We start from the raw sequence: 25936 nt of genomic DNA, 5'->3' as shown, positions 1-25936 counted from the left end.
GGATTGGAAAATGCGTGCTGGTACCTGGGTTCAGGTCATGCTCTATCGGCTCTTTCCCCCGATGCAGGCCGGCCTTCCACCTATCGACACGGATCCATACGAGGCGTTGCGGCAGGCCTACACGTCTCGGCACCGGAAACTCTTCGACCCGCCGATCATGCCGCTCGAATTCCAAGAAAGCGTCGACCTCGGGCCCTGGCGGTGCGAGGGCCGTACGCCGGGTATATCCGGAAATATCGGCGAGTGGGACAAGACGCGGGCAAAAATTTCGACGCTGACAGCAGCGGATGGGAGCTTCCTGATCCGGAGGCCTACGGTGAGGATCTGTACGAATGGGATTTTCGGCTCTTCAAGGAGAAGCCGTACGAACACGTCGAGGGCGTGTATAACCTCGGATGCCACGTCCTATTCTGTGTCGACCGGCCGACGCGTGCCGTGCGGCCGATCCGTATCAAGAGCGAGCTTGGCGTCTCCAGGCCGGGTGACGCCACATGGGAATTCGCGAAGCGGCTGGCCCTGTGTGCGGCCACGAACCACCTCTCGTTGGTCACGCACTTTAACGGTATCCATCTCGCGGCCGGCGCCCATGTGGCGATCGCGACGCGGAACTGCCTGTTCCCGGACCATCCGCTAGGCCGGCTGCTGTGGCCCTTCATCTTTCGCACCCAGGAAAGCAATCGGGCGGTCACTCATGCACAAATGGCGGCTGGTGGCGATTTCGACAGCATCTTTAGTTTCACGCGAGCCGGCATGTTGCAGCTATTCGAGGATACGTACAGGTCATACGATTTCTCGGTGAACCATTCCGAGCGAGATGCGGCCAGGCGCGGGATCAAGGGCGCCGGATTCGACACGCCGACGCAAGACGATCTCGAGCGATTCTTCACGATCTTCTTGGAGCACGCCAGGTCGTATATCACGATCTATCCCGATATCGCCCGCGACTCGGCTGTACTGAATTGGATCGAGGATCTCAAGACGTTCATTCCGAGCGTCGGGGACATGGTCAAAGATCTCACGGGTGGCGCGATCATGAACGAGCTGCTCGCGCACCTCGTCGCCTGCATCATGCAGCTCGTCACGGTCCGCCACGATCTCGTCGGGTCCTTTCTCTGGAATTATCAACTGTGGGCGCACAAACAACCACCGAGGCTCTCCCGTGACGGCAGCCGGTTGCCGCTCGACGTCTATCAGCGGTTGGTGAACGCCAATTTCAACCTCAATGTACCGCGCACCTCCCTGATGAAGAATGATTTCTCCACGCTGGCGGTCCCGCCGCACGCCGATGATGCGCGTAGGGTCATCAAGAGTCTGCAGAGCAAGCTGACCGAGCTGGAGGCCGAATGGCGAAAAGAGCCCTGGCACGTGTGGCGGGTGTATCCGAGTTTGCTCGAGGCGAACATCAACGCGTGATCCGAAGGAGACCGACAATGGCTGGCCGAGCCGAAGGGCGAACACATGCTTGAGTTCTTCGGCTTCATCATCCTCCTCGCGAGCATGGTCGCCATTGCCGCCACGCGTGAGCTGTCGACCAAGAGACGATGGTGGAGTGTGCTCGGCATTCTGGTCTCGCTGACCGGCGTCTATCTGTGGAAGGTGGGCCCCACACGGGTCCTGCTGAATCTGCTGCTGTTCTTTGAGTGGCATCCCATGGCGATGACGGCGCTCCTCGTGCTCAGCATGGGGACGTTGGTCTTTGCCTGGCAGGGACGGTGGACCGCGCGGACCGTGGCTGGTGGCGCACTGATTGCCGGCGGCGTGGCCCTGCTCCTCGGCTTCGGCTGGCACTGCGCGCTGATGGGCCTTGCCGTCTTAAGCGCCTTGGGCCTGTTGTGGTTCAGCCGCGCGGCCTCCGCGAAGCTGGGGTGGAAGCTGATCTTGATGATCGTCTTTTTAGCGGCGGGCCTCTTCGTCACGTATCTCGTCCATGGCAAACCGGAGAATCAGACGAGCTTCTGGGTCGCCATTGCGGCCAGCTTCGTCGTCCTGCTCCTGGCCTGGCGGCGGGGTTTCCGAATCCTCGCGTCGGTGTGCATGCTCATCATCGTCGTCGTGAGCGCGGGACTGCTCTTGTACACGCTGAATAAGCCGGTCCCATACATCGTCGACACGGTCGGAGACTATGTGATGATCGGGCTCGGCATGTTATGCGCGTATGTGGCCGTTCAATGGGTGCGGCGCGTGCCGAAGTTGCAACCGCTCGGGTGGGCGTCGGCACTGATGATCGCGTTTCTGGGGACCGGCCTCTTCCTGTCGACTCGACTCTATGGTGAGCCGGAAGACTTCGCGATGATCGAGGACCAGTTCAAATATGGCTCCATCGGCTCCGATCATTTCCTGGCGCGCGGCATTACTTACTTCATTTGGGAAGTCCTCCCAAAAGAGTGGCCACCCGAGAAAATTATCATGGAGAACGTTGTGCCGCCTGACGCGTCCGATCGGGACACCTATCGACCGCTCTACGGAGCGCGGGACGGGGACAGGGGCCATAGCTACGAAGCCTTCGGATTGATCAACGAAGACCGTCTCAAGCCTCGGGACACCCCCGCCCGGCGTATTGTCCGAGACCGACACGTTGATCTCAGAACATTTCGGGTCCTCATTGAGGAAAAATCAGAACCCATCGTCGTGGACCGGCCGATCGGCTTTTCCAAGCGGCGCGTCTTCGGAATGGACTTCGTGGGAATCAATTGCGCCTTCTGTCATGCGTCCACGATTCAAGCGAGCGCCAAAGGTCCTCAGACGATCGTGCTCGGGATGCCGGCGAATACCGTGGATATCGAACTGTTCTTTCTGTTCCTGTTCGGCGCAACGGACGATCCGGGATTTACGTCGGGCAATCTCGTCAGCGCCCTCGTGCAGGGCAGGATGGCGAATGTGAAAGACGCGATCGTCCGTCCCGATCGCACGATGAACAGCATTCTGAAGCTCCATCCGGAGATGGAACTCGGCAGGCAGGTGTACGATCACGGGTTCGCAGGTCTCTGTCAGGAAATCAGGAACGCGGTCCACCGTATGGCGTACCGGTTCGTGTTGATTCCCCTCACGTGGCGATATGCGACGTGGCTGAACGAATCGTTCGATTTCATCGATCCGAAGAAGGACGGCCATTTCCCAAGGTTCGGTCCGGGCCGCGTGGACGCCTGGAGCCCCGGCAAGCGCACCCTCGTCAAGCCGTCTCTCCCCGTGGAGTTTCCGGGCGGCATCATCGACCATACCTCGATCTGGAACCAAAAGGCGCGGACCGGGATGCGGTTTCACTGGGATGGGAATACGAACGTCATTGACGAGCGAAACATCATCGCCGGCCTTGTCGTCAACGGTCCGAACATCGAGACGCTGGACCTGAAGCGCGTCTTGCGGATCACCGACTGGATCAGCGAACGGCCGGCGCCGCGCTTCGATGACTTTGCGCCGTCCGGCAATTCAGGCCTCTACGATGGAGAAGTCACGACAAGACAGCAACTGGTGCAGAGAAGGGAAGAAGGCCGGCAGCTCTTTCAACAGTGGTGTGCGTCGTGCCATGCGGTGAACGGCGACCATGTGGGGCGTGTCGAGCCGATTGAAGCGCGCGAACTGGGGACCGACCCCGCGCGGATGAACGTCTTCACGACCGCGTTACAAAGCGCGCTGAATTCAATTGAGCGTCAGGCGCCGCACCCAGAAGATGCCTGGAAACTGCAACACTTCAGGACGCAGCAGGGCTATGCGAACATGCTGCTCGACGGCATCTGGCTGCGTGCCCCTTACTTACACAACGGCTCGGTGCTCACATTGCGGGATCTCCTGGAGAAACCGGAGCACCGGCCGGCCCAGTTCTACCGCGGGAACCCCATCTATGATTGGCAGAAGGTCGGCTTCAAGTATGAAATGACCCTCGAACCTGGCGATCATGTGCGGATCACCGCCGGCGGCGGACAAACGACAACCTTGACGGTCGATGAGCAGGGGACGGCGACGGCGTTCGGCGTGCGGACTGGTGTCGGGGGCCTGACGGAACGAGAAGCCGCAGCGGCGTTCAAAGATCAGCTCCACAAGCGCATTGACGCACTGCTGCAAGAGAAGGACATGAATTCGGTACACGACCTCCTCCGGGAGTTCGGGCTTCCTGTTCGTCACGTTGACGTACCGGCGCGGTCAGGTCAGAAAACAAAGGCGGCCGATCAGTATGACCGCACCCCCTGTGACCATGCGATAGCCCCGGCGCTCTGCAATGACGTGTGGAATCACCGTGTCGACGTGAAGATTCTCAACCGGGCGACACCATACAGGCGCTTTCTCTTCCAAACCCGCGAGCCGGGCAACAGCAACGCGGGACACCTATATGGGACCGATCTCGAACGTGATCAAAAAGAGAAATTAATCGAATTCCTGAAAACGCTGTAGCCAGGCTGGTGAATCATCGCTGTCGCTTGAGGCCTGCATGGAGCGCCGTTCTCAAGCCGTGCGTGACCATAAGATGGAGCGATGAAGGGCGATTCCACACTTCGCAGGGTCCTCGCTGGGCAGGGTTGCCGCTGGGACCTCGCTCGACACCCTCACATGAAGCTGGACGTCTTCTGTATCGTGCGACAACACCACTTCGATCTGCTCCAGGGCGGCACTAACGGGCATCAACGGGGTCGCTTCTAAATGTGGTCGAAAATTGTTGCGAAAGGGTATTGGTGTTGAGGTATCCTAACGGCTCATATCTTACATATAAGTACGGATCGAAACACGGCCATTCTGAAAGAGAGTCGGCCTTCTTCAGCGGGCTGCATCACCTCCATGATCGACCTCCTCTCCAACGAGCATCGGATTACCGAAAAGGGCATGATGGAGTTCCAGCCGTTCGGGATCGAAGCGGATGGGACGCCGATCCGGGACTTGAGCGGGGTCGTCATTCGGGCCGATATCGACTATCTGGAAGACTACGTCGGCCGGACTGGTGGCAAGGACGCGGCCCGAGCTGCGGTCGCAGAATTGGCCCGCCGCCTGAACGAACGCATCCCGGATCGCGCGTATCACGTCACGCCGGAGTTCCTTCGCAATCCGTGGAACAGCTATTCCGCTGAGTTTTCCGCATTCAACGCCGAATTCTGCATCGCCATCTCCGGCGATCGGGATTTTCTGTTCAACATGGCGCGCACCAAGGCCATCTCCTCGATCATCCTGGCCTTGGGCCGCCCCTTTACGGTTGCACAGATCTACAAGATGTCGGCTTATTTTGCGCAACGTTATGCCAAGGAGTCGTTCTACACAGAAGCGGTTCACGTCCTCGCCGAGTCGGCTGTCATTCGGATGCGGCTGAGCGAGCGGACCTACCGGCAGTTCGGCCGTTATCGCCGAGCCTGTGCCGAACACTGGTGCAATGCGCACAAGGGGTACTTTGTGGCGGTGCCGGAGCGGTTCCAAGCACTGGCTCCGGCCACCGTGATCGACCGGCGGTGTCTCGCCAAGGGCGATGACTATTGCGAGTGGGAAGTGATCTGGTCCAGAAAAGAGCAGCCCGGACGAGCCTTCGAGAGCGGAGCGAGGGGCGGCCGGCTCGCCGGTGTCGAGCAAGAGTCCCGCCGAGTGACGGTGACGCCGCGATCGGTCGCGCCGTCGAGTCCCGGCGCGGCGGAACTGTTCTCCCGCAACCACGTCATTACCGAAAAAGGCATGATGGAGTTCCAGCCGTTCGGCGTGGAGCCCGACCGCACGGCGATCCGTGACATCAACGGCATGACGATTCGAGCCTGCCTCGAATACTTGGAGGCGTGTGCGGTTCGAGGTGGAGGCCCGCCCGACGGACAGCGGGTCATCGACGAACTGGTCCGTCGCCTCAATGAACGCATTCCCGATCGCCGCTACCACATCACTGCCGAATTCCTCCGAAATTCCTGGAACAGCTATTCGTTCGAGTTCGTGGCCTTCCTTTGTGAGTTGTGCGCGGACATCTCCGGCGATCCGCAGTTCTCCTTCAATATGGCGCGAGAGAAGGCGATTACGCCCTTCAGCCAAATGCTCGGTCGCCCGTTTTCCATTCCCCGGATTTACAAAATGTCTCCGTACTTCGCTCAAATTTATTCGGGGAAGAATGCGTACTCCATTCAGGCCTTGCACGTCTCCGATCGGTCGGCCACCGTGCGCATGCGGTTCAGTGAGCGAGCATACCGGCAGTTCGGCCCGTATCTGCGCGCCTGCGCTGCGCAGTGGTGTCAAGCCCATCAAGGATATTTGGTCTCCGTGCCTGAAAAGTTTCGGCACTTGCCGCCTGCCGTGATCACGGATCGCGCGTGCCTCGCAAAGGGCGATCCCTACTGCGAGTGGGAAGTTGTCTGGTCGGCAAAGGAGCGTGCCCCGTGGGCGCGGTCGATGGTCATCTCGCTCGCCCGCCGAGTGTTGCGGAAGGAGATCGAAGAGCGCGAACAATTGATCGCCGACCAGGTGCAAACCCTCGACGCCCGTCATGTCGAACTGCAGGAGGCGTATGTCCAGCAGCAGCAGATTACGGCGGAACTCCAGCGCCGGGTGGAACAGCTCACCATGCTGCATGAAACGACGGTGGTCTTTGCCTCCACTCTCGATCGGGAAGTGCTGATGGATCGGGTACTGGAAACCATCACGCAGAAACTGAACTACGATCGGGCGATGATTGCCTTCTTCGACCCGGACCGTCAGGTCGTCTATGACACTCGGTTGCACGGGCTTCCCGACGATGTCGCCGACTTTGCCCGGCGGATGGAGGTACCGGTTACCGATCCCGACACGCTCGAAGGGCTGATCTTTCTAAAAGGTCAGGCCGTCATCGTCGAGGACGTTCGGGAGTATTGGGATCGCATGCACCCGCTGTACCGAACCTTGGCGACGCTGACGAACGCCAAATCGATCCTTGCGGTGCCGCTACAGGTCAAGGATCGGATCATCGGCTCGTTGACGGTTGATCGGCTCCCGGATGCCCCGTTGACCAAAGAGGACTTGGACCTGCTGATCACCGTCGGGGGGCAGCTCGCCATCGCGTTGGACAAGGCGGCGGCGCATCAACAAATCGAAGAATTGAACTTGAGCCTGGAGGCGAAGGTCCGTGAGCGGACGGCCGCGCTGGAGGAGTTCTTGGCGAAGGTCTCACACGATCTCCGCACACCGTTGACCAGTATCACGGGGTTTGCCGACAACATGCTAGCCGGATTGGTCGGCCCGCTGACGGACAAGCAGCAGCAGTACCTGGTTCGCATGCTCGCGAACAGCCGCCGGCTGGGCCGTCTCGTCGACAATCTACTCGACATGTTGCTCGATCGTGAGCAGGTGCAGCTCTCGCCGGCCGAATGTTCGTTGCACGCGCTCGCACTCGACGTCGTCGAGCAGCTGCGCCCGCTCGCCGCCAGCAAGCAGCAACGGCTCGAGATCGAGTGTGCGGACGAAGATCTGATCGTATGGGCGGACGCCGACAAGATCACCCGCGTTCTCACGAACCTCGTCGACAACGCGATCAAATACACGCCCCACGGCGGCGAGATCGCGGTGAAGATGGTCTCCGAGAAGGGGTACGTCGCGAGGCTGTCCGTGATGGATACCGGTGACGGGATTCCGCCTGAGATCTTGCCCCGGATCTTTGACCCATCGTTCCATTTGGACCGCATGAAAGCGCAGTACGTCAAGGGGCACGGCCTGGGCCTCTCGATCGTGAGGGATCTCGTCGAACGGCATGGCGGCACGATCGCGGTCGAGAGCCGTGTGGGGAAGGGGTCGACCTTCATCGTGACGCTGCCCCTCCGACGGACGATCGAGCGAAAGCTCGATCCCTCGGCAGAGGTCAAGCGTATTCTCGTTGCCGACGATGATCCGGACATTCGCCAGATGCTTACCGATCGGTTGACGGCCGAGGGGTACACGGTCCTGACGGCGTGTGACGGAAAGGAAGCGTTGTCTGCCTTACGCGCCGAGCGACTTCATGGATTGATCTTGGATATCGGGATGCCCCTCATGAGCGGCCTGGAGGTCCTCGATCACATTCGGGAGGAGCAGCCCGAGCTGCCGATCATCATGGTGACGGCGGCCGAGGCGCGTGAGCGGGCGATGATGGCGGTGCGAGCCGGCGCGCAGGCCTATCTGCTGAAGCCGTTCGATGCGTCCGAGCTGAGCCAGGTCATCGTCCAGTGGGTGGGGCCGGCGCGGTGAGCGACGCAGGACACGTGAATCTAATCCGGCGGACAGCCACTTTCCCCTCGAATCCTCCAATCACGGGGTGAGAGAAGAGCCTCGCACCGTTCCGTCTGCGCCTCATGAAGCCATCACGGCTTTTCCTTGAGGATCGATCCAGTACGGGGTCCAGGCAAGCGAGAGAAGGCGGATCGCGATGTTGCTCTTGGCCGGCCGGAGGCCGATGGTCTCGAACGTTTCCGTTTGCGGATCGAGGGCGGTCGCCAAGGAGTCCGTTTCTGCCTTGAACTCGGCTTCCAGTTCGGTCAGTTGCTGCTGAAGCGCCTGCACGTTCTCCTTGGCGAACCCCACGTCTTTCGAGTCCTTCATGACCCTCCCGGCGCCGCGGATCGCGGTCGTGGCTTTGCCGATCGTCGAGGCGCTGATCGTCTTGCGACCGAGGAAGGCACCGAGCAGTGTGGCACCGATCGACACGGCCGCCTGAATCTGACTTTGTCGGGCCTGCTCTTCTTCTTTCGCCACCGCCTGCTCGGCCCGCCGAATGCGATCGCGTAGTGCGGCGATCTTGGGAGCATATTTTTGACGAAGCCGCTCAGCGGCGGCATCCCGCTCCTCGCGCGCCCGTTGCTGCAACCGAATTCGAAAATCCCGCTCCGATTCGCCGGGCTTCGATGTTTCATTGAACGTCAGGCTCTTGAACAGGTCGAGCTTCTGCGTACGAAAGAGCCAGCCGGCGAAATCCTTGCCCCATGCCTCGTAGTTCTTGGCTTTCGTCGCGGCCGGCGGCACCTCCGCAAAGTTTGCATTGGGCGCCGGCGTCGATTCGAGATCGGCCATCTCGATCGTGACCGGCGTTGCACGATCCCAATCGACCGGCACGGGAGAGGTGCTGATTGACGCCAACAGGGTCACGCTCTCCGTCACATCGATGGCTTTCTTCGTGTCCGTAAACCGAATGTCCGCGATGCCGACCAGCATGGGCTGGTAAACGAGGGCCGCACCCGCCGGAGCCGATCCTCTGATCGGAATGAAGTGCTGCGGCACGTCGGGCGGCAGGACGGGACGCGAAGGCGAGAACGAACGACGTTCGAGGTTCGAGGGTCCGGATCCACCCTCGAACTTCGAACCTCGAACCTCCGCCGTTTGACGTTGCTGGGATTCCATCAGTCGCTTGATCTGAGTCCGGGTGAGCGGTCCGCGCAGATAGGACAGAGTCCAGCGGGTCTCGAACACGGCCGGCCGCTCGTCGTGCACGTTGTTCATCAGGAAGACGCGACTGCCGAGCCCGGCCAGCAGTTGTTCCATCCGTTGCCGGTCGAACGTTTGACCGGTCCCGCCGGCCGCGCCTTCCAGCCCGTCGAGCACCCGGGCCTTGTCGCGCTCGGTCTGCAGGCGTCCAATAAACCACGTTCCCGTATTGGCGAGGCCTTTGTAGTCGAGGTCGACGGGATTTTGCGTCGCCAGCACGACGCCCATTCCAAACGCGCGCGCCTGCTTGAGCAAGGTCAGGAGCGGCGCTTTCGAGGGTGGATTCGCGACCGGCGGGAAGTAGCCGAAAATTTCATCCATGTACAGGATCGCGCGCAACGTGGTCGTGCCCGATTGGCTTCGCACCCAGCCCAGAGTTTGATTGAGTAAGAGCGAGACGAAAAACATCCGCTCGCTGTCGCTGAGATGAGCAATCGAAAAGATGGCGATGCGCGGCTTGCCCTCCGCGGTATAGAGAATGGAATTCAGATCGAGGGCTTCGCCTTCGAGCCATGCGGTAAAGCCAGGCGCCGCGAGGAGATTGTTGAGCTGCATCGCGAGGGCGAAACGCTCTTTGGATGGATAGAAGGAATCGACATCGAGTACGCCGACGCGGGCGATCGGCGGATGCTGGATCTGTTCGATCAACCTCGGCAGATCGAGGTCCTCATTCTTCGTCCACGCGCGCTCGAGGATGGTCGCGATCAAGATATGCTCGCGGCTCTTGAGTGGGTCCGCATCGACACCGAGGAGGCCGAGAAGACTGGCCGTCGTCGTGTTGATGCGTTCACGCAAGAGCTCCACGTCCTGGACGATGGCCGCGCTCGGCGCGGCAAACGACTTCAGGATGGAGACCGGAAGGCCGGCGCTGCTGCCCGGGGTGTAAATCGTAAAGTCGGCGGCCTGCCAAAGTCGCGCGATCCGCTCGCCGTCCTGTCCCCATGCCGCCAAGCCCTTCTTCCACAGCTCGGCCTGCTGCGTCGCGTATTCGGATGGCGAGATGCCCTTCTTGCGCGCATCGTCCTCGTTGATCCAGGGGAGGAAGTCGTCGGGACGGAGCTCCGGAAACGTCAAGAGGAGGTTGCCGAGGTCTCCTTTCGGATCGATGACGACGGCGGGAATGCCGTCGATCGCGGCCTCTTCGAGCAGGCCGATGCAGAGACCCGTCTTCCCGCTGCCGGTCATGCCGACGCAGACGGCATGGGTGACGAGATCCTTGGAATCGTAGAGGAGCCATCCCGGCTTCGCCTTTTTCTTGCCGAGGTCGTAGGGGCGGCCGAGATAGAAGACGCCGAGTTTTTCGAAATCCTGCATGCCGGTCCTCGCGCGCAAACTGGCCGGCATTCTATTGCGCTGAGGAGCGGACTGCAAGAAAGCGATAAGGGACCGCGAAGCCTGGCGGCTGGATCACGCTGACGTAGTGGGGCGCGTGGCGGCGAACCAGCGGGTTGGCTCGCGGCCACGCAGGGGCGGGGGAGTGATCCATCGCATCAACTCGCGCATCAACTCGGCCGCCCACACCGGTTCGCTCGACGGACTTCTGACAGGAAGAGCCGTTTACCGCGCCAAGGACGCAATGATCATCGATGACAGGTAAATAGTGCCGTCATTCCTTTTCATTCTCATTGGAGCGCACCGGCGACGCCGTTCTTGTCCGCGCATGCTGTGCTCATCCGCGGCGTCGTCCCGTTGTCACGGGCGGCTTCAGTCACGTCCGCTGATATGCCCGTGACCAGTAGGGAGAGCACGGGCGCCGCGTCCATGCCTGTTGATTTTAGAAATTGCCGTCGTCGGCTCATCACCACCTCCGCGCACACCACATGCGTTCATGCATGACCTATGAAGCCTGCTTCCGGGATTCCTGCATGCGGTCATACCACTGATCCGCCCACCGATGAACTTCATCCTTTCGATCACCGTAGCGCTCTTGCAGTTTCCCGATGAACTTGTCGTAGTCGCCTTCGATTTGCAGGAGATCATCGTCGGTGAATTGACCCCATTGCCGCTTCAGTTCGCCTTTGAACTGACTCCAATAACCTTTGAAATGGTCGCGATTCATGGTGTCCTCCAGGATGTGCGGTTTGCGAGCACCGAGCTTCGCAAGGACCGCGCCACGGTATGATCAAGCGGATAGCAATCCGACTGGATTTAGGATTGCCTAAGCGGGGCTTCAGCCGGAGCGAAGTGAACCGATGGGGAAAATCGCGGGGATGAAAATGTCAGAACTGACGTGAGTCACTGTGCGCCGAACAGTTTGTCCTGACGAGAGACAGGCTGCCAGGGTCGACCCTCCTAGCTACCTGTGCGGCTAGTGACCTTTACACGAGGGATGTTCGCAGCGACACGGTCCAGACGGCGTGGGTGTGTTTCGGCAGGCATCGCTGCAAAATTCTTTTCCGGGTTGCACCTGACAGGTGCACGTCGGGTGAGCGCATTTCTTTTCCATACCGAGCCTCGTGTACTGTAACGCTATTCTTTCGGAAGCTCGGGCATCGAGGCTATCGGAACCGGAGTAGGGCGGATGTAGGAGGCAGGAGGAAGAGCCCGATTGGCCTACCATTCGCGAAAAATCACGAAGACCGCGCCAGCCATCAAGGCGAACCCGACGAGATAATTCCATTTCAGCTCTTCTTTCAGATACACCACGGAAAAGATACAAAAGACCAGCAGCGTAATCACCTCCTGCATCGTCTTCAACTGAGCGGCCGTGAATTGATAATGCCCGATGCGGTTGGCCGGGACCTGGAAGCAATACTCGACGAAGGCGATCGCCCAACTGATGACCACCACTTTCCACAGCGGGGACTGCTTGAACTTCAAGTGCCCATACCATGCGATCGTCATGAAGATGTTCGAAATCGTCAGCAATGCCACCGTCGCCATAGGGCCTCCGTATTAAGGTTCGAAGTTCGATGTTCGAAGTTGAAGGGCGAAGGAGCGGAGTGCTGGGCAATGGGAACGTGAGAAGGTAGGAGCAAGGTTGCGGCCGAGGGGCAGGAATGTCCCGAAACTCAGAACTTCGAACTTCGAACCTCGAACATCCGTTATCCGACGCCAGCCTCTCGCAACACCTGTCCCGTATAGGACCGGTTCACGCGTGCGACGTCCTCAGGCGTGCCTTCGGCCACGATCTGCCCGCCGCGGTCGCCGCCTTCCGGACCAAGGTCGATGATCCAGTCGGCATTCCTGATGACATCGAGGTTGTGCTCGATGACGAGCACGGTATTGCCGGCTTCCACCAGGCGGTTCAGCACATGGAGCAAGCGCTGAATATCGGCAAAGTGCAGGCCCGTCGTCGGCTCATCCAGGATATAGAGCGTGCGGCCCGTCGGCCGCTTGGACAACTCCCGTGAGAGCTTGACCCGCTGTGCTTCGCCGCCGGAGAGCGTGGTTGCCGACTGGCCGAGCTTGATGTAGTGCAAGCCAACGTCGTGCAGCGTCTCCAGCTTGCGCTTGATGAACGGGATGTGCGTGAAGAACTCCAAGGCTTGATCGACCGGCATGTCGAGGATATCCGCGATGTTCTTGTCTTTGTACCGAATGTCGAGGGTTTCGCGATTGTACCGCTGGCCCTTGCAAGCCTCACACGTGACGTAGATATCGGGCAGGAAGTGCATCTCGATCTTGATCAAGCCGTCGCCTTCGCAGGTCTCGCACCGCCCGCCCTTCACATTGAAACTGTAGCGCCCGGCCTTGTAGCCACGGACGCGGGACTCCGGGAGGTTGGTGAAGAGATCACGGATGAACGTGAACAAGCCGGTGTACGTCGCCGGGTTGGACCGCGGCGTGCGTCCGATCGGCGATTGATCGATGTCGATGACTTTATCCAACGCGTCGACGCCGGAGAGGCTCTTACAGCCGTCGATCTTCGGCTTCTTGTGATAGAGGAGTTGCGAGAGCGAGTGAAACAGGACTTCGAGCACCAAGGTGCTCTTGCCGGAGCCCGACACGCCCGTGACGCACGTGAGCAGGCCGAGCGGAATCTTGGCCGTCAGGTTTTTCAGATTGTGCTTGCGTGCCCCGACGACCGAGAGCCAGCTCTTCGGCGTTCGATGCCGGGTCGGCAACGTGACGGCGAGATCGCCGCGCAGATACTGGCCGGTCAACGACGCGGGATGTGCCATCACCTCCGCCGGCGTGCCTTGCGCGATGATCGCTCCGCCGTGCGCGCCCGCCCCCGGTCCCATGTCGATGATATGGTCGGCCGCATGCATCGTTTCCGCATCATGCTCGACGACCACGACGGTATTGCCCATGTCGCGAAGACGGAGCAAGGTCTGCAGCAGCCGCCGGTTGTCGCGCTGGTGCAATCCGATCGACGGCTCATCGAGGATGTAAAGGACGCCTACGAGCCCGGAACCGATTTGGGTCGCCAGGCGAATGCGTTGGCCTTCGCCGCCGGACAACGTCGCCGCCGGCCGATCGAGCGTTAGATAATCCAGACCGACATTGATGAGGAATCCCAGTCGCTCGCGAATCTCCTTGAGAATCCGCTGCGCGATGAACTGCTCCCGCTCCGTGAACTTCAAGGACTCGAAAAAGTCAGCGGCGCCGCGCACGGAGAGTTGCGTCACCTCCGCGATCGACCGGCGCGCGATCTTCACCGAGAGGCTCTCGGGCTTCAGCCGCGCGCCCTTGCACACCTCGCACCGGTCGAGCAGGGTGAAGTCCTCTTCTTCGGGGCACCCGGGACGAACGGCGTAGCCGATGCCGTCGCACGCGGGGCAGGCGCCGTGAGGGCTGTTGAATGAGAAGACGCGTGGCGTGATCTCCGGATAGCTGACTCCACAGCGAATGCAGGCGAGCTGCTCGCTGTAGAGGCGGACTTCGTCCCCGTCGGTGAGCACGCCGACCAAGCCGTGGGCGAGCTTCAAGGCCGTCTCGACCGAGTCGGCCAGCCGCCGGCTCAAGGCCTCGCTGCGCTTCATCACGAGGCGATCGACGACCACTTCGATCGTATGCTTCTTCTGCTTGTCGAGCGCGATGTCCTCGCCGAGGTCGACGATCTGGCCGTCGATGCGTGCCCGGACGAAGCCCGCCCGACGCATGTCGAGCAATTCTTTCTTGTACTCGCCTTTGCGGCCGCGGACGATGGGCGCCAAAATTTGCAGCTTCATGCCTTCCGGGAGCGTCTGGATCGCATCGACCATCTGCTGGACGGTCTGCGCGGCGATTTCTTCGCCGCAGTTGAAGCAGAAGGGATGACCGATGCGCGCGAATAGGAGGCGGAGGTAATCGTAGATCTCGGTGACGGTGCCGACGGTCGAGCGGGGGTTGTGGCTGGTGCTTTTCTGCTCGATGGAGATCGCCGGCGACAGGCCCTCGATCGAATCGACGTCGGGCTTGCCCATCTGCTCGAGAAATTGCCTCGCGTAGGCCGAGAGCGATTCGACGTACCGCCGCTGCCCTTCGGCGTAGATCGTGTCGAACGCCAGAGACGACTTGCCGGACCCGCTCAGCCCCGTGATGACGACCAACTTGTCGCGCGGGATCTCGACGTCAAGGTTCTTGAGATTATGCTCGCGGGCCCCGCGAATGACGATGGCGTGACTCATAAAGGCGAGGGATTATATCACGGCGAGGGGCTCCATCGGAGGGAAGCCGACGAGCGGAGGATGTCTTCGTTCTCACTTCAGAAGAGGCAATGTGTGCATGATCACGTCCCAAATATTCATCCCCATCCGATGGGGATGCCGCGAAGACCGACGATGTTTTTCCATTCGACAGCGGGACAGATTGTGAAACTCGTCGGCCTATTCAGCTACCGAGGAACTCTTCAACCGATAGGCCGACATCGTGGGCAATTTGACGGAGCAAAGACGGTGAGATATCTCGACCCGGATGGAAAGGAACAGTCGTGACGCGCCCATCGGTGTGTCGGAACTGCTCATGTGAGTCCCGTTGTCGCACTTCGCGAAACCCAAGCCGCTCCAGAATGGTCACCACCTCACGGGGCTTGAGGACAGGCGGCTTGCCCACAGTTAGCCGAGCTGGACCGTCTGAATCCCGACGATTTCGCTCTCAAGCGTCGGCTCTCCGTCCTCGAGTAGCATGGAAAGGACTTCCTGCAGGTTGCGGTTCAGCTCGTCAAGCGTTTCGCCCTGGCTATGCGCTCCCGGGAAGCCCGGGACATAGCCGACATACAGGCCCGTCGCAGGGTCACGCTCGACGACGGCGGTGTAGTGTTTCATAGAAAAAAGCCCTCCAAGCTAACCCACGATAGCAGAAACGCTTCTTCCGCTCCAGGGGCTCCCGTCAGCTTCAGGGCCGCGTCCTGCATTAGACGTCTTCAGACGTCTTCTAAAATTAGCCTTTTTGAACGTTCATCAAATCCCCTGAGATTGTTCGGGTCATAGATTGCAATTGTGACTTCCTTGCTCCAATCATCTGAATCGATGTGGCTGTGATGGTCACTCGGTTTATTTAGGAGGAGTCGCTCCAGGTCTCTCAATAGTTCTAGCCCTTCATTTCTAGTCAGATAGAGCATTACTCTCGCCAAAGGCTTGTCATTATCTTGATCAAGTAACCGCATTATGGTGTCCGTTGGGAATGTCCCTTAGCCGTTAAAGTCCCTCGGCATGACGCAGGCCTAACCGACGCACCCCATATTCCCGAATGGCATGACGATGCTCGGACAAGGCCCTCAGTATCTGGTTGCGACTTCTTCGCATATTACCTCGCGGCGGTCGTCGCGTTTGCGCTCCTGGCCCCCTGTGTGGTCTTCAGCAGTTCCTTGACGACCTCTTGATAGTACGGCTTCTCTTTCAGACTCGCATAGGAGCCGGGGAAGTAGACGATCGTCATGTTGGCGAAACCGTCCTCGAAGTTGTTCAGCGTCACGGCCACGCGCTGATCGTGCGAAAGGCGGGTGTGGTCGATCATCGGGAAGTCGTAGAAGCCGACCCAAAACTCCACGCTGTTGGTCGCGAATTCCGCACCGCCGTGGTCCGGCGTGATCACTTCCAAGCGCAACCGCAACTCCTGCGTCTCCTCGTTCACCTCCATCACGTAGACTCGGAACTCACGCTCGATGCCTTCGACCGTCAGCACGGCTTCCTCGAGTTCGACCGGCAAGCCGTCTTTGGCACGCGGGACATTTGCCAGAGAAAATTTGCGCTCGAACTTCTGCCCCGCGCCTTCGAGCACCACCATCTGTTTGCGCGTGATCTCGCGCGCCACCCGGTTCAACCGGTCGCGGTAGTCACCCTTCGCCGGGTCGTGCGAGACGCGAATCTGATGGTCGATGTACGCGAACAGCGGCTTGAGATTGAGCGACTCGTGAAAGTTGTAGGCGAGCAGTTCGAGGTTCAGCACACGCACGTCGAGGGACGGAGCCTGCGGCTTCAGGAACGTGTCGATGATCGACGTGAACATGTCCTTACGCAGCGCGCTCTCGGCCTCCTCGCGTTTGCTCATGAGCTGGTGTAGAGCCGGACGTTCGTATCGATCGCCTGCTTTTCTTCGAGATAGTGCGAGCCGAAGAGTCCGAGCAGCGCGACGGTCGCCGCGGTCACGAAGCCACCGAGCGACTGGAGAATGAGGCCGGTCTTATCCCATGCGTCGCGCTTCTTCTCGTCGCTCACTATTTTCTCCGCAGCACGTACTGGCCGCCTTCCTGCTCCAGGGTCATGTCATATCGCGTGGAGTCCTCGAACGAGATCACTTCACGTGTCGGCGTTTGGTTCCGGTGCGTGAGGGTAAATTGGCATTTGCCCTTTTCGGGAACGAACAGCCGATAAGCGCCATAGCGGTCGGTGGTCGTCGAATAGCTCTTCTCGCCGCACCGTACCTCAATCGCCGCACCCGCCCCGATCGATTTTCCACCTTCCGTGATCGTCCCGCGAATCTCACCAGCCCAGACGATCGAGGGGCCGAGCAGTATCATCAGCATGAAAAAGACGCGGATCATGGTAAATCCTCACGGTGAAGCCGGGAGGGATTGTAGGGAGGTCGAGAAAAGAAGACAAGATCGCGAAGGGTATTGACGCGACAGGGGCCTCGGTTGATCAACCGTCCGGCCATGGCGCGTCGCAGCCGGAGGGTGGTTCAACCCCTGGTTCCTGTCGCGCCCAAGCAGTTGACATTCCGATCGAGCGAATGCTACGTCCGTCGCATGCTCAACATCGAAGAAGAGCGTGCCGAACCGCTCGTCTCGTCCGCGTCGGTCGATGCCCGCACCATCTCGCACTGGTCCGGGAAGTCGCGCGAGCAGGCCGTCCAGCGCATGTTCACCGCGATTGCCCGTTGGTACGACCTCAACAATACCGTTCTAAGTTTCGGACTCCATCACCGATGGAAACGGATGACGGCGAGCTTCGTGCCGATGATCCCCGGCGGCCATGTGATCGATATTGGCGCGGGCACGGGTGATCTTGCGCTGTTGCTCTCGGGCCGCGTGGCACCGGATGGGCGCGTGCTCGCGCTCGACTTGAACGAGGCGATGCTCCGCGAAGGTTTGCGAAAGATCAATCGACGAGGACTCGCTGGGCGCGTCGTATGTTGCCAAGGCAATGGCGAATGGCTGGCGTTCCGGGACGAGAGCGTGGATGCGGCGACGGCCGGCTTCTGCATGCGGAACGTCGGCAATCTCATGCAGGCGTTGCGGGAGGTGCAGCGCGTGCTCAAGCCGGGCGGGCGGTTCGTCTGTCTGGAATTTTCGCGTCCGGTGTATGGCTGGCTGCGCGCGCTGTACGATTGGTATTCGTTTCGGCTGCTGCCGTGGATCGGGACGAAGGTCGCCGGCGATCGCACCGGCGTGTACGAATACCTTCCGGCCTCCATTCGGGCTTTTCCCGATCAAGAGCGACTCAGTCAACTCATGCGCGACGCCGGCTTTCGCCACGTCGAATATAAGAACCTCAGCGGCGGCATCGTGGCAATCCATGTGGCGGTGAAATAAGGTTCGACGTTGAAAACGTTCGAAGTTCGATGTTGAAGGGCACAACCTCGAACCTCGAACCTCGAACATCATGAACTCCATCCTCTACATCTTCCTCCCCTGTAAGAAGGTCTATCCCATCGGGGTGACGTATCTGGCTGATTTCATCCATCGGCGGCGGCCGGAGGTGCGGCAGCGCATCGTCGATCTCTCGCTCTACCCCCAGTCGCAACGATCGCGCGTCGTCTCGGATGCCGTTGCCGCCTTCCAGCCCGATCTCGTCTGCTTCTCGTGGCGCGACATTCAAATCTTCTCGCCGCACGAGGGCGACGCGTCGCTGGAGCATGCGTTCAACTTTTATTTCGCGAGCAATCCGCTCAAGCGCGTGGCGGCGTCCTTTCAAGGGCTCTCCCACCTGTACCGCTACTACCGCGACATCCGTGCGAATCTCTCGTATCCCGGGGTGGTACGAAAGGAGCGGCCGAACGCCCAGATTATGATCGGGGGCGGGGCCTTCACGGCATTCGCGGACCAGTTGATCGAAAAGCTGCCGGAGGGCACGATCGGCATCCTCGGCGAGGGGGAAGATGCGATTCTCAAGGTGATCGATGGGCAGCCGCTCACCGACGAGCGATATATCCTCCGCGAGCACGGCCGAACCGTGAAGGGCGAGAAGCATGCCCCGGCGCTGCTCGATGCCCTGACCGTCGATCTGCCCTATCTCACGTCCATCTTCCCGCAGTACACGGAGTACACGGGCGAGTGCATCGGGGTCCAGACGAAACGCGGGTGCCCCTACGACTGCGCGTTCTGCCTGTATCCTTACATAGAAGGGAAGCGGGTTCGCTATCGCCCGCCCGAAATGGTCGTGAAAGACATCTCCCAGCACTACCATCAGTGGGGCGCGCGGCGCTTCTGGTTCACCGACGCGCAGTTCATCACGGGCAAGGAAGCGTACCCGCAGTGCACCGAGATTCTGGAACGGATCGTCAAGGAGCGGCTGGAGATCGAGTGGTCGGGGTACATCCGGACGTCCCTGATCACGCCCGACCTGGCCAAGCTCATGGTCCGCTCTGGCGTCGGCGATTTGGAAGTTGCGATCACGTCCGGTTCCCAAGCCGTGCTGAACGACCTCCACATGGGGTTCAAGCTCGAACGGCTGTATGACGGGTGCCGCTATCTCGCCGAAGCCGGGTTTCGCGGCAAGGTCATTCTCAATTACTCGCTCAACTCACCGAACGAAACGGAGGAGACGCTGCTCCAAAGTGTGCAGTCCTACAAGACGGTCGCCGGGATCCTCGGCGAGGAGCGGGTCTTCCCCCTCATGTTCTTTCTCGGCATTCAGCCGAACACCGACCTGGAGCATCGACTCCTCGAAGAAGGCTACTTATCCGCCGGCTACAATCCGCTGATGCTGACGCCGACCAGCATCCGCAAGCTGCTGTACAACCCGGCGCCGTTGAACCGCCTGATTGCGAAGGCCTGCCTCTCGGCGTGGGAGAAAAAGCATGGCAGTCATGACCCGCGCCGCTGGTCGGGCTCGCTGTCCCAGGCGACCAAATATGCCGATCAGAATCTCGCGAGGGGCCTCGAGGCGAATTCCGGACGAGACGCGCTGTTAACGCTGGAAGAAATCTTGAAATCTCGACGCCGGCCCGCTCCATTGCATGATCGGACGTCCGTGTCCGCGACCGGGTCCCGACTCTAAGCCGCTCGCTATCCTTCGGATGCCCTCGTTCCGGCCTTCACCGCCGCATTTCTCTCGTCTTCCAATTGCTTGCATTTCGCGCGGGCGCTGCGCTATCATGCCCGATCTTCGAGCACTTATACTCTCGGCCCTCTCCATCCGAGAGCCGATTTCCAAGTGTCTACGCAGTGGTGAAGGAGGCGTCTGATGTATAGGACGATTTATATCCCAGTCGATAATTCCGACCATTCGAATACCGCGGTCGAACTGGGAGTGAGCTTGGCCAAAACCTTCGGCTCGAAAATCGTCGGCAGCCATGTCTATGCCGCCAAGATGCACGACAAGCGCTTCAAACAAATGGAGGCCGGCCTTCCGGAGGAGTACCACGACGAAAAGGAACTGGACCGCCAGCGCCAAATTCACGACTCCCTGATCACCCGCGGCCTACAGATCATCACCGATTCCTATCTGGATTACGTCGACAAGAAGTGCACCGAGGCGAATCTGCCACTCGAACGCCGATCGCTCGAAGGCCGCAATTGGAAAGTGCTCGCGGAAGATATCAACACCAATTCATATGATCTCGTTATCATGGGGGCGCTCGGCGTCGGGGCCGTCAAGGACAGCGTGATCGGCAGCAACACCGAGCGTGTCGTGCGCCGGGTCCGGACATCGGACATGTTCATCGTCAAGGACACGAAGCCGATGGAGCGCGGCAAGATCGTGGTGGCGGTGGACGGCAGCCCCTATTCCTTTGGCGGGCTCATGACGGGCTTGGCGCTGGGCAAGGCGCTCAATCGGCCGGTCGAGGCGATCTCGGCGTTCGATCCGTACTTCCACTATGCGGCGTTCCACAGCATTTCGGGCGTGTTGAACGAAGAGGCCGGAAAGGTCTTCCGGTTCAAAGAGCAGGAAAAGCTGCACGAGGAGATTATCGACAGCGGTCTGGCGAAGATTTATCAGTCGCACCTCGACATCAGTCGCGAGATCGCCCAGGCGGAAGGCACCGACATCAAGACGACCTTGCTCGACGGCAAGGCATTCGAGAAGATCATCCAATACGTGCGGAAGGAAACGCCGTGGCTATTGATCGTCGGCCGCATCGGGGTGCACAGCGACGATGATATGGACATCGGGAGCAACACCGAGAACCTGCTCCGCAGCGCCCCGTGCAATGTGCTGATCTCGAATCGCAAGTACGTCCCGCCGATCGACACGCAAGCCGAATATACGATTGCCTGGACCGAGGAAGCGCTGCGCCGGATGGAGAAGATTCCGGTCTTCGCGCGCGGCGTGGCGAAGACCGCCATCCACCGGTATGCCATTGAGAAGGGCCATACCATCATCAGCAACTCGGTCGTGGATTCGGCCGTCGGGCATATTCTGCCCAAGGGCGCGATGGAAGCCATGAAGGCGCTCGGCGGGAGCCTGGATGCGGCCGGCATCGATCGCGATCAGATGCAGGCGGACGATGCGGTGGCGAAGGACCTCATGGGCTCGACCCTGAGCGGCATGATGACCCAGATCGTGGAGGAGAAGCCGGCGGTGAGTGCCGGCACGCAGGCGTACCTGGATCGGATGACGCAGAACTACTTCGTGTGCGACGGCTGCGGCTACATCGGGAAGGGCGACACGCCGGTCAAATGTCCCGTGTGCGGTGCCGAAGGGAATCGCTTCAAGCAGGTCGACAAATCGATTTTCGAGGCGGCGGCGAAAGCCGAGGGCGGCGTCGAGACCGATATGGCCTACGACGACGTGCCGATGCAGTGGACCAAGGATGCGAAAGAGGCGATCCGCGCCGTGCCGGCGGGCTTCCAGCGGCGGCGCGCGAAAGCCAAGATCGAAAAGTCTGCACGCAAGCTCGGCATGACGACCATTACCTTGGAGTATGCCGCGCCGATGATCAAGGAAGCAGCGGCGGAAGATTATACGCCGATCTTTGGGAACAAGGGCACGGGGACGAGTGCGGAAGCCGCGGAGAAGCTGGAATCGGTGAAGAACGGCCACAACGGCCAGACCCATGCGAACGGGACCACGACCGATGCCGCGCCTGCTTCACCCAAAGAAGCCGAGTCGTCCTCTCCGTATACCTGGACGCCGGAGGCCATTGCACGCTTGGAGCGGGCGCCAGCCGGCTTCATGCGGGACTGCACGCGCGCGCTTATTCAAAAGCACGCGGACAAGGTCGGCACGACGCTGATCACGCTCGACGTGGCGAATGAAGGCATCGAACAGGCCAAAGACTACATGAAAGAGGCGATGCAAGGCGGGAACCTCAAGGACCTCATCGCCAGCCTGACGGGCAAGTCGTAAAGACAGTGCTGAGTGCTGAGTTTTGAGTGCTGAGTTTTCCGGATGAAGACCTCTGCCTCGAGACTTCCTCAGCTCTGAAGCGCAACTCAGCACTCAACACTCAATACGTATAATACTCACTGGTTATAATTATGGGTCGCTCGCTTCCCCTGTTCGGTGGGTCGTCATTACCTGCCTCTGTTCCAAACTCAGCACCCAGCACTCAATACTCGGCACTTCCGAGGGACGGCCGGACCGTCGATGACTTCAAGCCCTATCTCATCGCGTTGAATCTCACCAAGCGCTGCAACCTCAAGTGCGCGCATTGCTATTTGGATGCGACGACGAAGGCCGGCGGCGGCTCCGACGAGCTCACGACCGAGGAATGTCTGCGCGTCGTCAGCGAGATTGCCGAGGTCAACAAGAGCTGTCTGTTGGTAATCACCGGGGGCGAGCCTCTGGTCCGCCCCGACATCCTGGACATTGCGCGCCACGCGGTCAGCCTCGGCTTCATGGTCGTGTTCGGGACGAACGGCATGCTCATCAACGATCGGCTGGCCAAGGAGCTGGTCGAGATCGGCGTGATGGGTGTCGGGATCAGCATCGATTCGCTGGATCCGGTGAAGCACGACGGGTTCCGCGGCGTGCCGGGTGCGTGGCATGCGGCGGTCAAGGGCATCGAGGCGTGCAAGCGCAACGGACTCCAGTTCCAAATCCATTTCAGCGCACAGCCGATGAACTATCAGGAGCTGCCGAAGGTCATCGACTGGGCGCACGAGCTCGGCGCCCGCGTGTTGAACGTCTTCTTCATGGTCTGCACGGGCCGCGGTGAGGAGCTGACCGATATCACGCCTGCCCAGTACGAAGAGGTGTTGGGTTATCTGATCGAGTGTCAGGACAAGTATAAAGACATGCTGGTCCGCGCGCGCTGCGCGCCGCACTTCAAGCGGCTCGCGTATGAGAAAGATCCGAATTCGCCGATCACCAAGGCGCAGGGCTACATGGGCGGCGGCTGTCTGGCCGGGACGAACTATGCGCGCGTGACGCCGAACGGCGAGGTCACGCCCTGTCCCTATATGCCGCTTTCGGCCGGCAACATTCGGCAGCACAGCTTCGTTGATCTGTGGGAGCGCTCGGCGATCTTCGATTCGTTCCGCTATCCGCACCTCAAAGGGAAATGCGGCGACTGCGAGTACAGCGAGATCTGCGGCGGCTGCCGGGCGCGGCCGTACGTCGATCACGGTGATTGGCTCGATGAAGATCAGTGGTGCCTGTATACGCCGAAGGGCGGGGAGAAGGTCAAGGTCGCGTTCAACACGGCGGAGGAATGTGAAGCCGTGTGGGACGAGGCGGCCCAGACGCGGCTGAGCCGGATTCCGTATTTCCTCCGCGCCATGGTCAAGAAAGGCGTCGAGCGCCACGCGCGTGAGCAGGGGATCCCGGTCATCACCGTCGAGCTGATGGAAGAGTTGCGCAAGAAACGCTTCGGCAACGAGGCACCGGTCTTCAAGTTCGACATGAACCGCTAAACACCGTTATTCGTGAATCGGCATGACAGACTGGCTATTTGATGACGCTGAACGATTAACGAATCACGAATAACGACCTCCCCGCATGGCCCAACTCATCCCGATCATCAATCACTGGCTTCATCTGATGTCGGCGGTCGTCTGGATCGGGGGCCTCGCGTTCCTCGTCATGGCCGTGACGCCGGCGCTCCAGAAGGCGGTGCCGAAGGAATACATCAAGCCAATCCTGGATGCGTTCTATGCGCGCTACCGGACGATCATCGGCGGCCTGATGGCTGTCATCCTGATCACCGGTGGCGTCAACTTGCACTACATCAATCAAATGATGAAGGTGCAGACCCAGACCGAAGGCATCTCGCAGAACGCCAAATATCTCACGATCCTGTTCATCAAGCTCTCGCTCGTGCTCGGCATCGTGACCATCTTCCTCTACACCATCATCTTCAAGAACGAACCATCCGAGGAGACCGGTGACGAGGAAGTCTACGAGCCGGTCCCCTTCCAACGCGTCGCCCTCTGGATGGGCGTCTTCATCATCCTCTGCGCCGCGGCGATGAAGTATCTGCACTTCTGATTGAGCGGCAGAACAATCTGACCCCCTCGTTGATAAAGGAGGTACCTTTTACAGCTTGGCTATTGCTTGTATACTGGTGTGGATTGTTAGTATCGGCCGTCACTAGGGAAAAGATGCCTTTTGATCCGGAAGAACTTCTAGAAGACTCACTCGAATTCAAGCGATGGAAACACGAAGAGCCGTACAAGATGGATTGGGAGAGATATCTGAAGCAGCGAGGCAATAAAGAGCGGACTCAGCGAGATGAATAATCGTTCGGCGATCCGAACAAGGGCTCAGTGATGGACAATCGGATAATAGTGGATCCCAATATCTGTAGTGGGAAGCCCGTGATTCGAGGAACGCGAATCATGGTCACGACTATTCTGGGAATGATCGCTGGCGGCTATTCCCTCCAACGGGTCCTTGACACGTATCCGGAACTGAAGCGCGAAGATGTAACAGCGGCACTCGACTACGTCGCTCAAGTTATTGACGAGGAAAAAGTGCTCCCTCGTGCCTGGGCCCTTCTCCGTTCTCCTCGATCAAAATATTCCTCGTGCAAGAGCCACATGACCTCCTGGTTCATCTACTCGCGAGGCTTAGAATTGTTCTTTGCCAAGCCGTGCCGCCATAGGCCCTTTAGGCTCTTTGCCTGAATCGTTTGACTTTCAGTTCCAATTAAGAAACACTGACAGCGGAGGTAACGCTGGACCGGGGCGCTCTCAATAATGCGGTGCAAAACGGCCGTGTTGAATGGCAGCGTCACGCGCTGGAACGAATGTTTGAACGAGGAATATCTCGGGATGCTGTATTCGATGCGATTGCTGCAGGAGAAGTAATTGAGGATTATCCAGATGACCTTCCATTTCCTAGTGCCTTGTTTCTCCATTTCAAAGCGGGTATGCCATTACACGTAGTCGCCGCATTCGATCCGGTCACGCGATATGCTTTTATGATTACGGCTTACCGTCCGGATCTCGAACACTTTGAGCGCGATTTCAAGACACGGAGACGCCGATGAATCGAAGTATTGTCCCATCAGGCTGTCCTCTCTGCAGAGGAACGAAGAGACCAGGAAAGACAACCGTGACAGTAGATCTAACATTTGGTGTCGTCGTCGTCCGTGAGGTGCCGGCGACTGTCTGTGACCAGTGCGGTATGGACTGGATTGCAGATGATGTGGCGGCACGGCTCGAGGCTATTGTGGACGATGCAAAGAAAAGACGATTGCAAGTCGAAGTCACTTCTCTTGCATGAGTGGATCGACGACTGCTCTTCTCTGAAATACCAGCGTTTCTAATCGCCGGGCCCTGAAACCACTCAACGTATCGTTCTCGATACGCCCCTCACCTTCCCCGATACGAGTTTGAGTTGTGCCGCGGCACGACTGCTCCCCAGTATCAGTAGACAAACTGACCTCATGCGGCCTTGGGGACGCCATGGCCGTCGTCATGCAACGGCACAGTCGACGCTCACGTGCCCTGCCAGATGGACCGTCGCACAGCGATACCGCTTCCGGTGATCAATCGCAATGACAGGTCGGTACCTGGCGCGTCACGGCCGGTGGTTGGTGACCACGCGGTTCCCGGAGTCGCGCAGGGACACCACTTCCGGCGTTCGAT

20 protein-coding genes are annotated in these 25936 nt (G+C 59.7%); 11 read left to right on the top strand and 9 right to left on the bottom strand.

Going from position 1 to position 25936, the window contains the following annotated elements:
* Nucleotides 1-243 precede the first annotated feature (243 nt).
* The 3 genes from AC1U7K_RS12875 (at nucleotide 244) to AC1U7K_RS12865 (ending at nucleotide 8142) form a co-directional block, all read left to right on the top strand.
* Nucleotides 244-1413, top strand: coding sequence for a lipoxygenase family protein (locus AC1U7K_RS12875; protein WP_480251794.1), 1170 nt, complete (start codon nucleotides 244-246; stop codon nucleotides 1411-1413).
* Nucleotides 1414-1458: 45 nt separating this feature from the next.
* Complete coding sequence (locus tag AC1U7K_RS12870) at nucleotides 1459-4386, top strand: c-type cytochrome (RefSeq protein ID WP_480251793.1); 2928 nt, start codon at nucleotides 1459-1461, stop codon at nucleotides 4384-4386.
* Between the two features lie 381 nt (nucleotides 4387-4767).
* Nucleotides 4768-8142: a hybrid sensor histidine kinase/response regulator gene (locus AC1U7K_RS12865; RefSeq protein WP_480251792.1), complete on the top strand. Its 3375-nt coding sequence runs from the start codon at nucleotides 4768-4770 to the stop codon at nucleotides 8140-8142.
* 102 nt (nucleotides 8143-8244) lie between these two features.
* Here AC1U7K_RS12865 and AC1U7K_RS12860 read toward each other — a convergent pair whose 3' ends face one another.
* From AC1U7K_RS12860 to AC1U7K_RS12820, 9 genes are all read right to left on the bottom strand, one after another.
* Nucleotides 8245-10686, bottom strand: a complete 2442-nt coding sequence (locus AC1U7K_RS12860) for an ATP-binding protein (protein WP_480251791.1) — start codon at nucleotides 10684-10686, stop codon at nucleotides 8245-8247.
* Between the two features lie 523 nt (nucleotides 10687-11209).
* On the bottom strand, nucleotides 11210-11431 hold the full coding sequence (locus tag AC1U7K_RS12855) for a CsbD family protein (protein ID WP_480251790.1): 222 nt from the start codon (nucleotides 11429-11431) through the stop codon (nucleotides 11210-11212).
* Nucleotides 11432-11925: 494 nt separating this feature from the next.
* Nucleotides 11926-12255, bottom strand: coding sequence for a DMT family protein (locus AC1U7K_RS12850; RefSeq protein WP_480251789.1), 330 nt, complete (start codon nucleotides 12253-12255; stop codon nucleotides 11926-11928).
* Between the two features lie 161 nt (nucleotides 12256-12416).
* Nucleotides 12417-14927 (bottom strand): excinuclease ABC subunit UvrA, encoded by a 2511-nt coding sequence (uvrA, locus tag AC1U7K_RS12845; RefSeq protein ID WP_480251788.1) that lies wholly within the window; start codon nucleotides 14925-14927, stop codon nucleotides 12417-12419.
* A 202-nt stretch (nucleotides 14928-15129) separates the two neighbouring features.
* On the bottom strand, nucleotides 15130-15351 hold the full coding sequence (locus tag AC1U7K_RS12840; protein WP_480251787.1) for a type II toxin-antitoxin system HicA family toxin: 222 nt from the start codon (nucleotides 15349-15351) through the stop codon (nucleotides 15130-15132).
* A gap of 2 nt (nucleotides 15352-15353) precedes the next feature.
* Nucleotides 15354-15563: a type II toxin-antitoxin system HicB family antitoxin gene (locus tag AC1U7K_RS12835; RefSeq protein WP_480251785.1), complete on the bottom strand. Its 210-nt coding sequence runs from the start codon at nucleotides 15561-15563 to the stop codon at nucleotides 15354-15356.
* A 481-nt stretch (nucleotides 15564-16044) separates the two neighbouring features.
* On the bottom strand, nucleotides 16045-16788 hold the full coding sequence (locus AC1U7K_RS12830) for a hypothetical protein (RefSeq protein ID WP_480251784.1): 744 nt from the start codon (nucleotides 16786-16788) through the stop codon (nucleotides 16045-16047).
* Nucleotides 16785-16955 (bottom strand): hypothetical protein, encoded by a 171-nt coding sequence (locus tag AC1U7K_RS12825; RefSeq protein WP_480251782.1) that lies wholly within the window; start codon nucleotides 16953-16955, stop codon nucleotides 16785-16787. The genes AC1U7K_RS12830 and AC1U7K_RS12825 overlap by 4 nt, the downstream gene beginning before the upstream one ends.
* Nucleotides 16955-17281 carry a hypothetical protein gene (locus AC1U7K_RS12820; protein WP_480251781.1) on the bottom strand — a complete coding sequence of 109 codons (327 nt, stop codon included), beginning with the start codon at nucleotides 17279-17281 and terminating at the stop codon, nucleotides 16955-16957. The genes AC1U7K_RS12825 and AC1U7K_RS12820 overlap by 1 nt, the downstream gene beginning before the upstream one ends.
* A 204-nt stretch (nucleotides 17282-17485) precedes the next feature.
* Between AC1U7K_RS12820 and mpqE the strand changes: the two genes are divergently transcribed.
* From mpqE to AC1U7K_RS12780, 8 genes are all read left to right on the top strand, one after another.
* Nucleotides 17486-18271 (top strand): methyl-plastoquinone biosynthesis methyltransferase MpqE, encoded by a 786-nt coding sequence (gene mpqE / locus AC1U7K_RS12815; RefSeq protein ID WP_480251780.1) that lies wholly within the window; start codon nucleotides 17486-17488, stop codon nucleotides 18269-18271.
* Nucleotides 18272-18341: 70 nt separating this feature from the next.
* Nucleotides 18342-19958, top strand: coding sequence for a B12-binding domain-containing radical SAM protein (locus AC1U7K_RS12810; RefSeq protein WP_480251779.1), 1617 nt, complete (start codon nucleotides 18342-18344; stop codon nucleotides 19956-19958).
* Between the two features lie 186 nt (nucleotides 19959-20144).
* Nucleotides 20145-22250 carry a universal stress protein gene (locus AC1U7K_RS12805; protein WP_480251778.1) on the top strand — a complete coding sequence of 702 codons (2106 nt, stop codon included), beginning with the start codon at nucleotides 20145-20147 and terminating at the stop codon, nucleotides 22248-22250.
* 131 nt (nucleotides 22251-22381) lie between these two features.
* The gene (locus AC1U7K_RS12800; RefSeq protein WP_480251777.1) at nucleotides 22382-23758 is read left to right on the top strand and encodes a radical SAM protein; all 1377 of its coding nucleotides are present in this window, start codon (nucleotides 22382-22384) and stop codon (nucleotides 23756-23758) included.
* 85 nt (nucleotides 23759-23843) lie between these two features.
* The gene (locus AC1U7K_RS12795) at nucleotides 23844-24332 is read left to right on the top strand and encodes a DUF4149 domain-containing protein (RefSeq protein WP_480251776.1); all 489 of its coding nucleotides are present in this window, start codon (nucleotides 23844-23846) and stop codon (nucleotides 24330-24332) included.
* 281 nt (nucleotides 24333-24613) lie between these two features.
* Nucleotides 24614-24970, top strand: coding sequence for a DUF433 domain-containing protein (locus tag AC1U7K_RS12790; protein ID WP_480251775.1), 357 nt, complete (start codon nucleotides 24614-24616; stop codon nucleotides 24968-24970).
* 137 nt (nucleotides 24971-25107) lie between these two features.
* A complete protein-coding gene (locus tag AC1U7K_RS12785) occupies nucleotides 25108-25335 on the top strand; it encodes a DUF4258 domain-containing protein (protein ID WP_480251888.1) in 228 nt (75 codons plus the stop codon).
* The gene (locus AC1U7K_RS12780) at nucleotides 25332-25571 is read left to right on the top strand and encodes a type II toxin-antitoxin system MqsA family antitoxin (RefSeq protein ID WP_480251773.1); all 240 of its coding nucleotides are present in this window, start codon (nucleotides 25332-25334) and stop codon (nucleotides 25569-25571) included. Before AC1U7K_RS12785 ends, AC1U7K_RS12780 begins: the two co-directional genes overlap by 4 nt.
* The last annotated feature ends 365 nt before the right edge of the window (nucleotides 25572-25936 follow it).

It is taken from the genome of Nitrospira sp. Vd2 (assembly GCF_979581665.1).
This window is presented reverse-complemented; position numbering and strand designations above follow the sequence as displayed.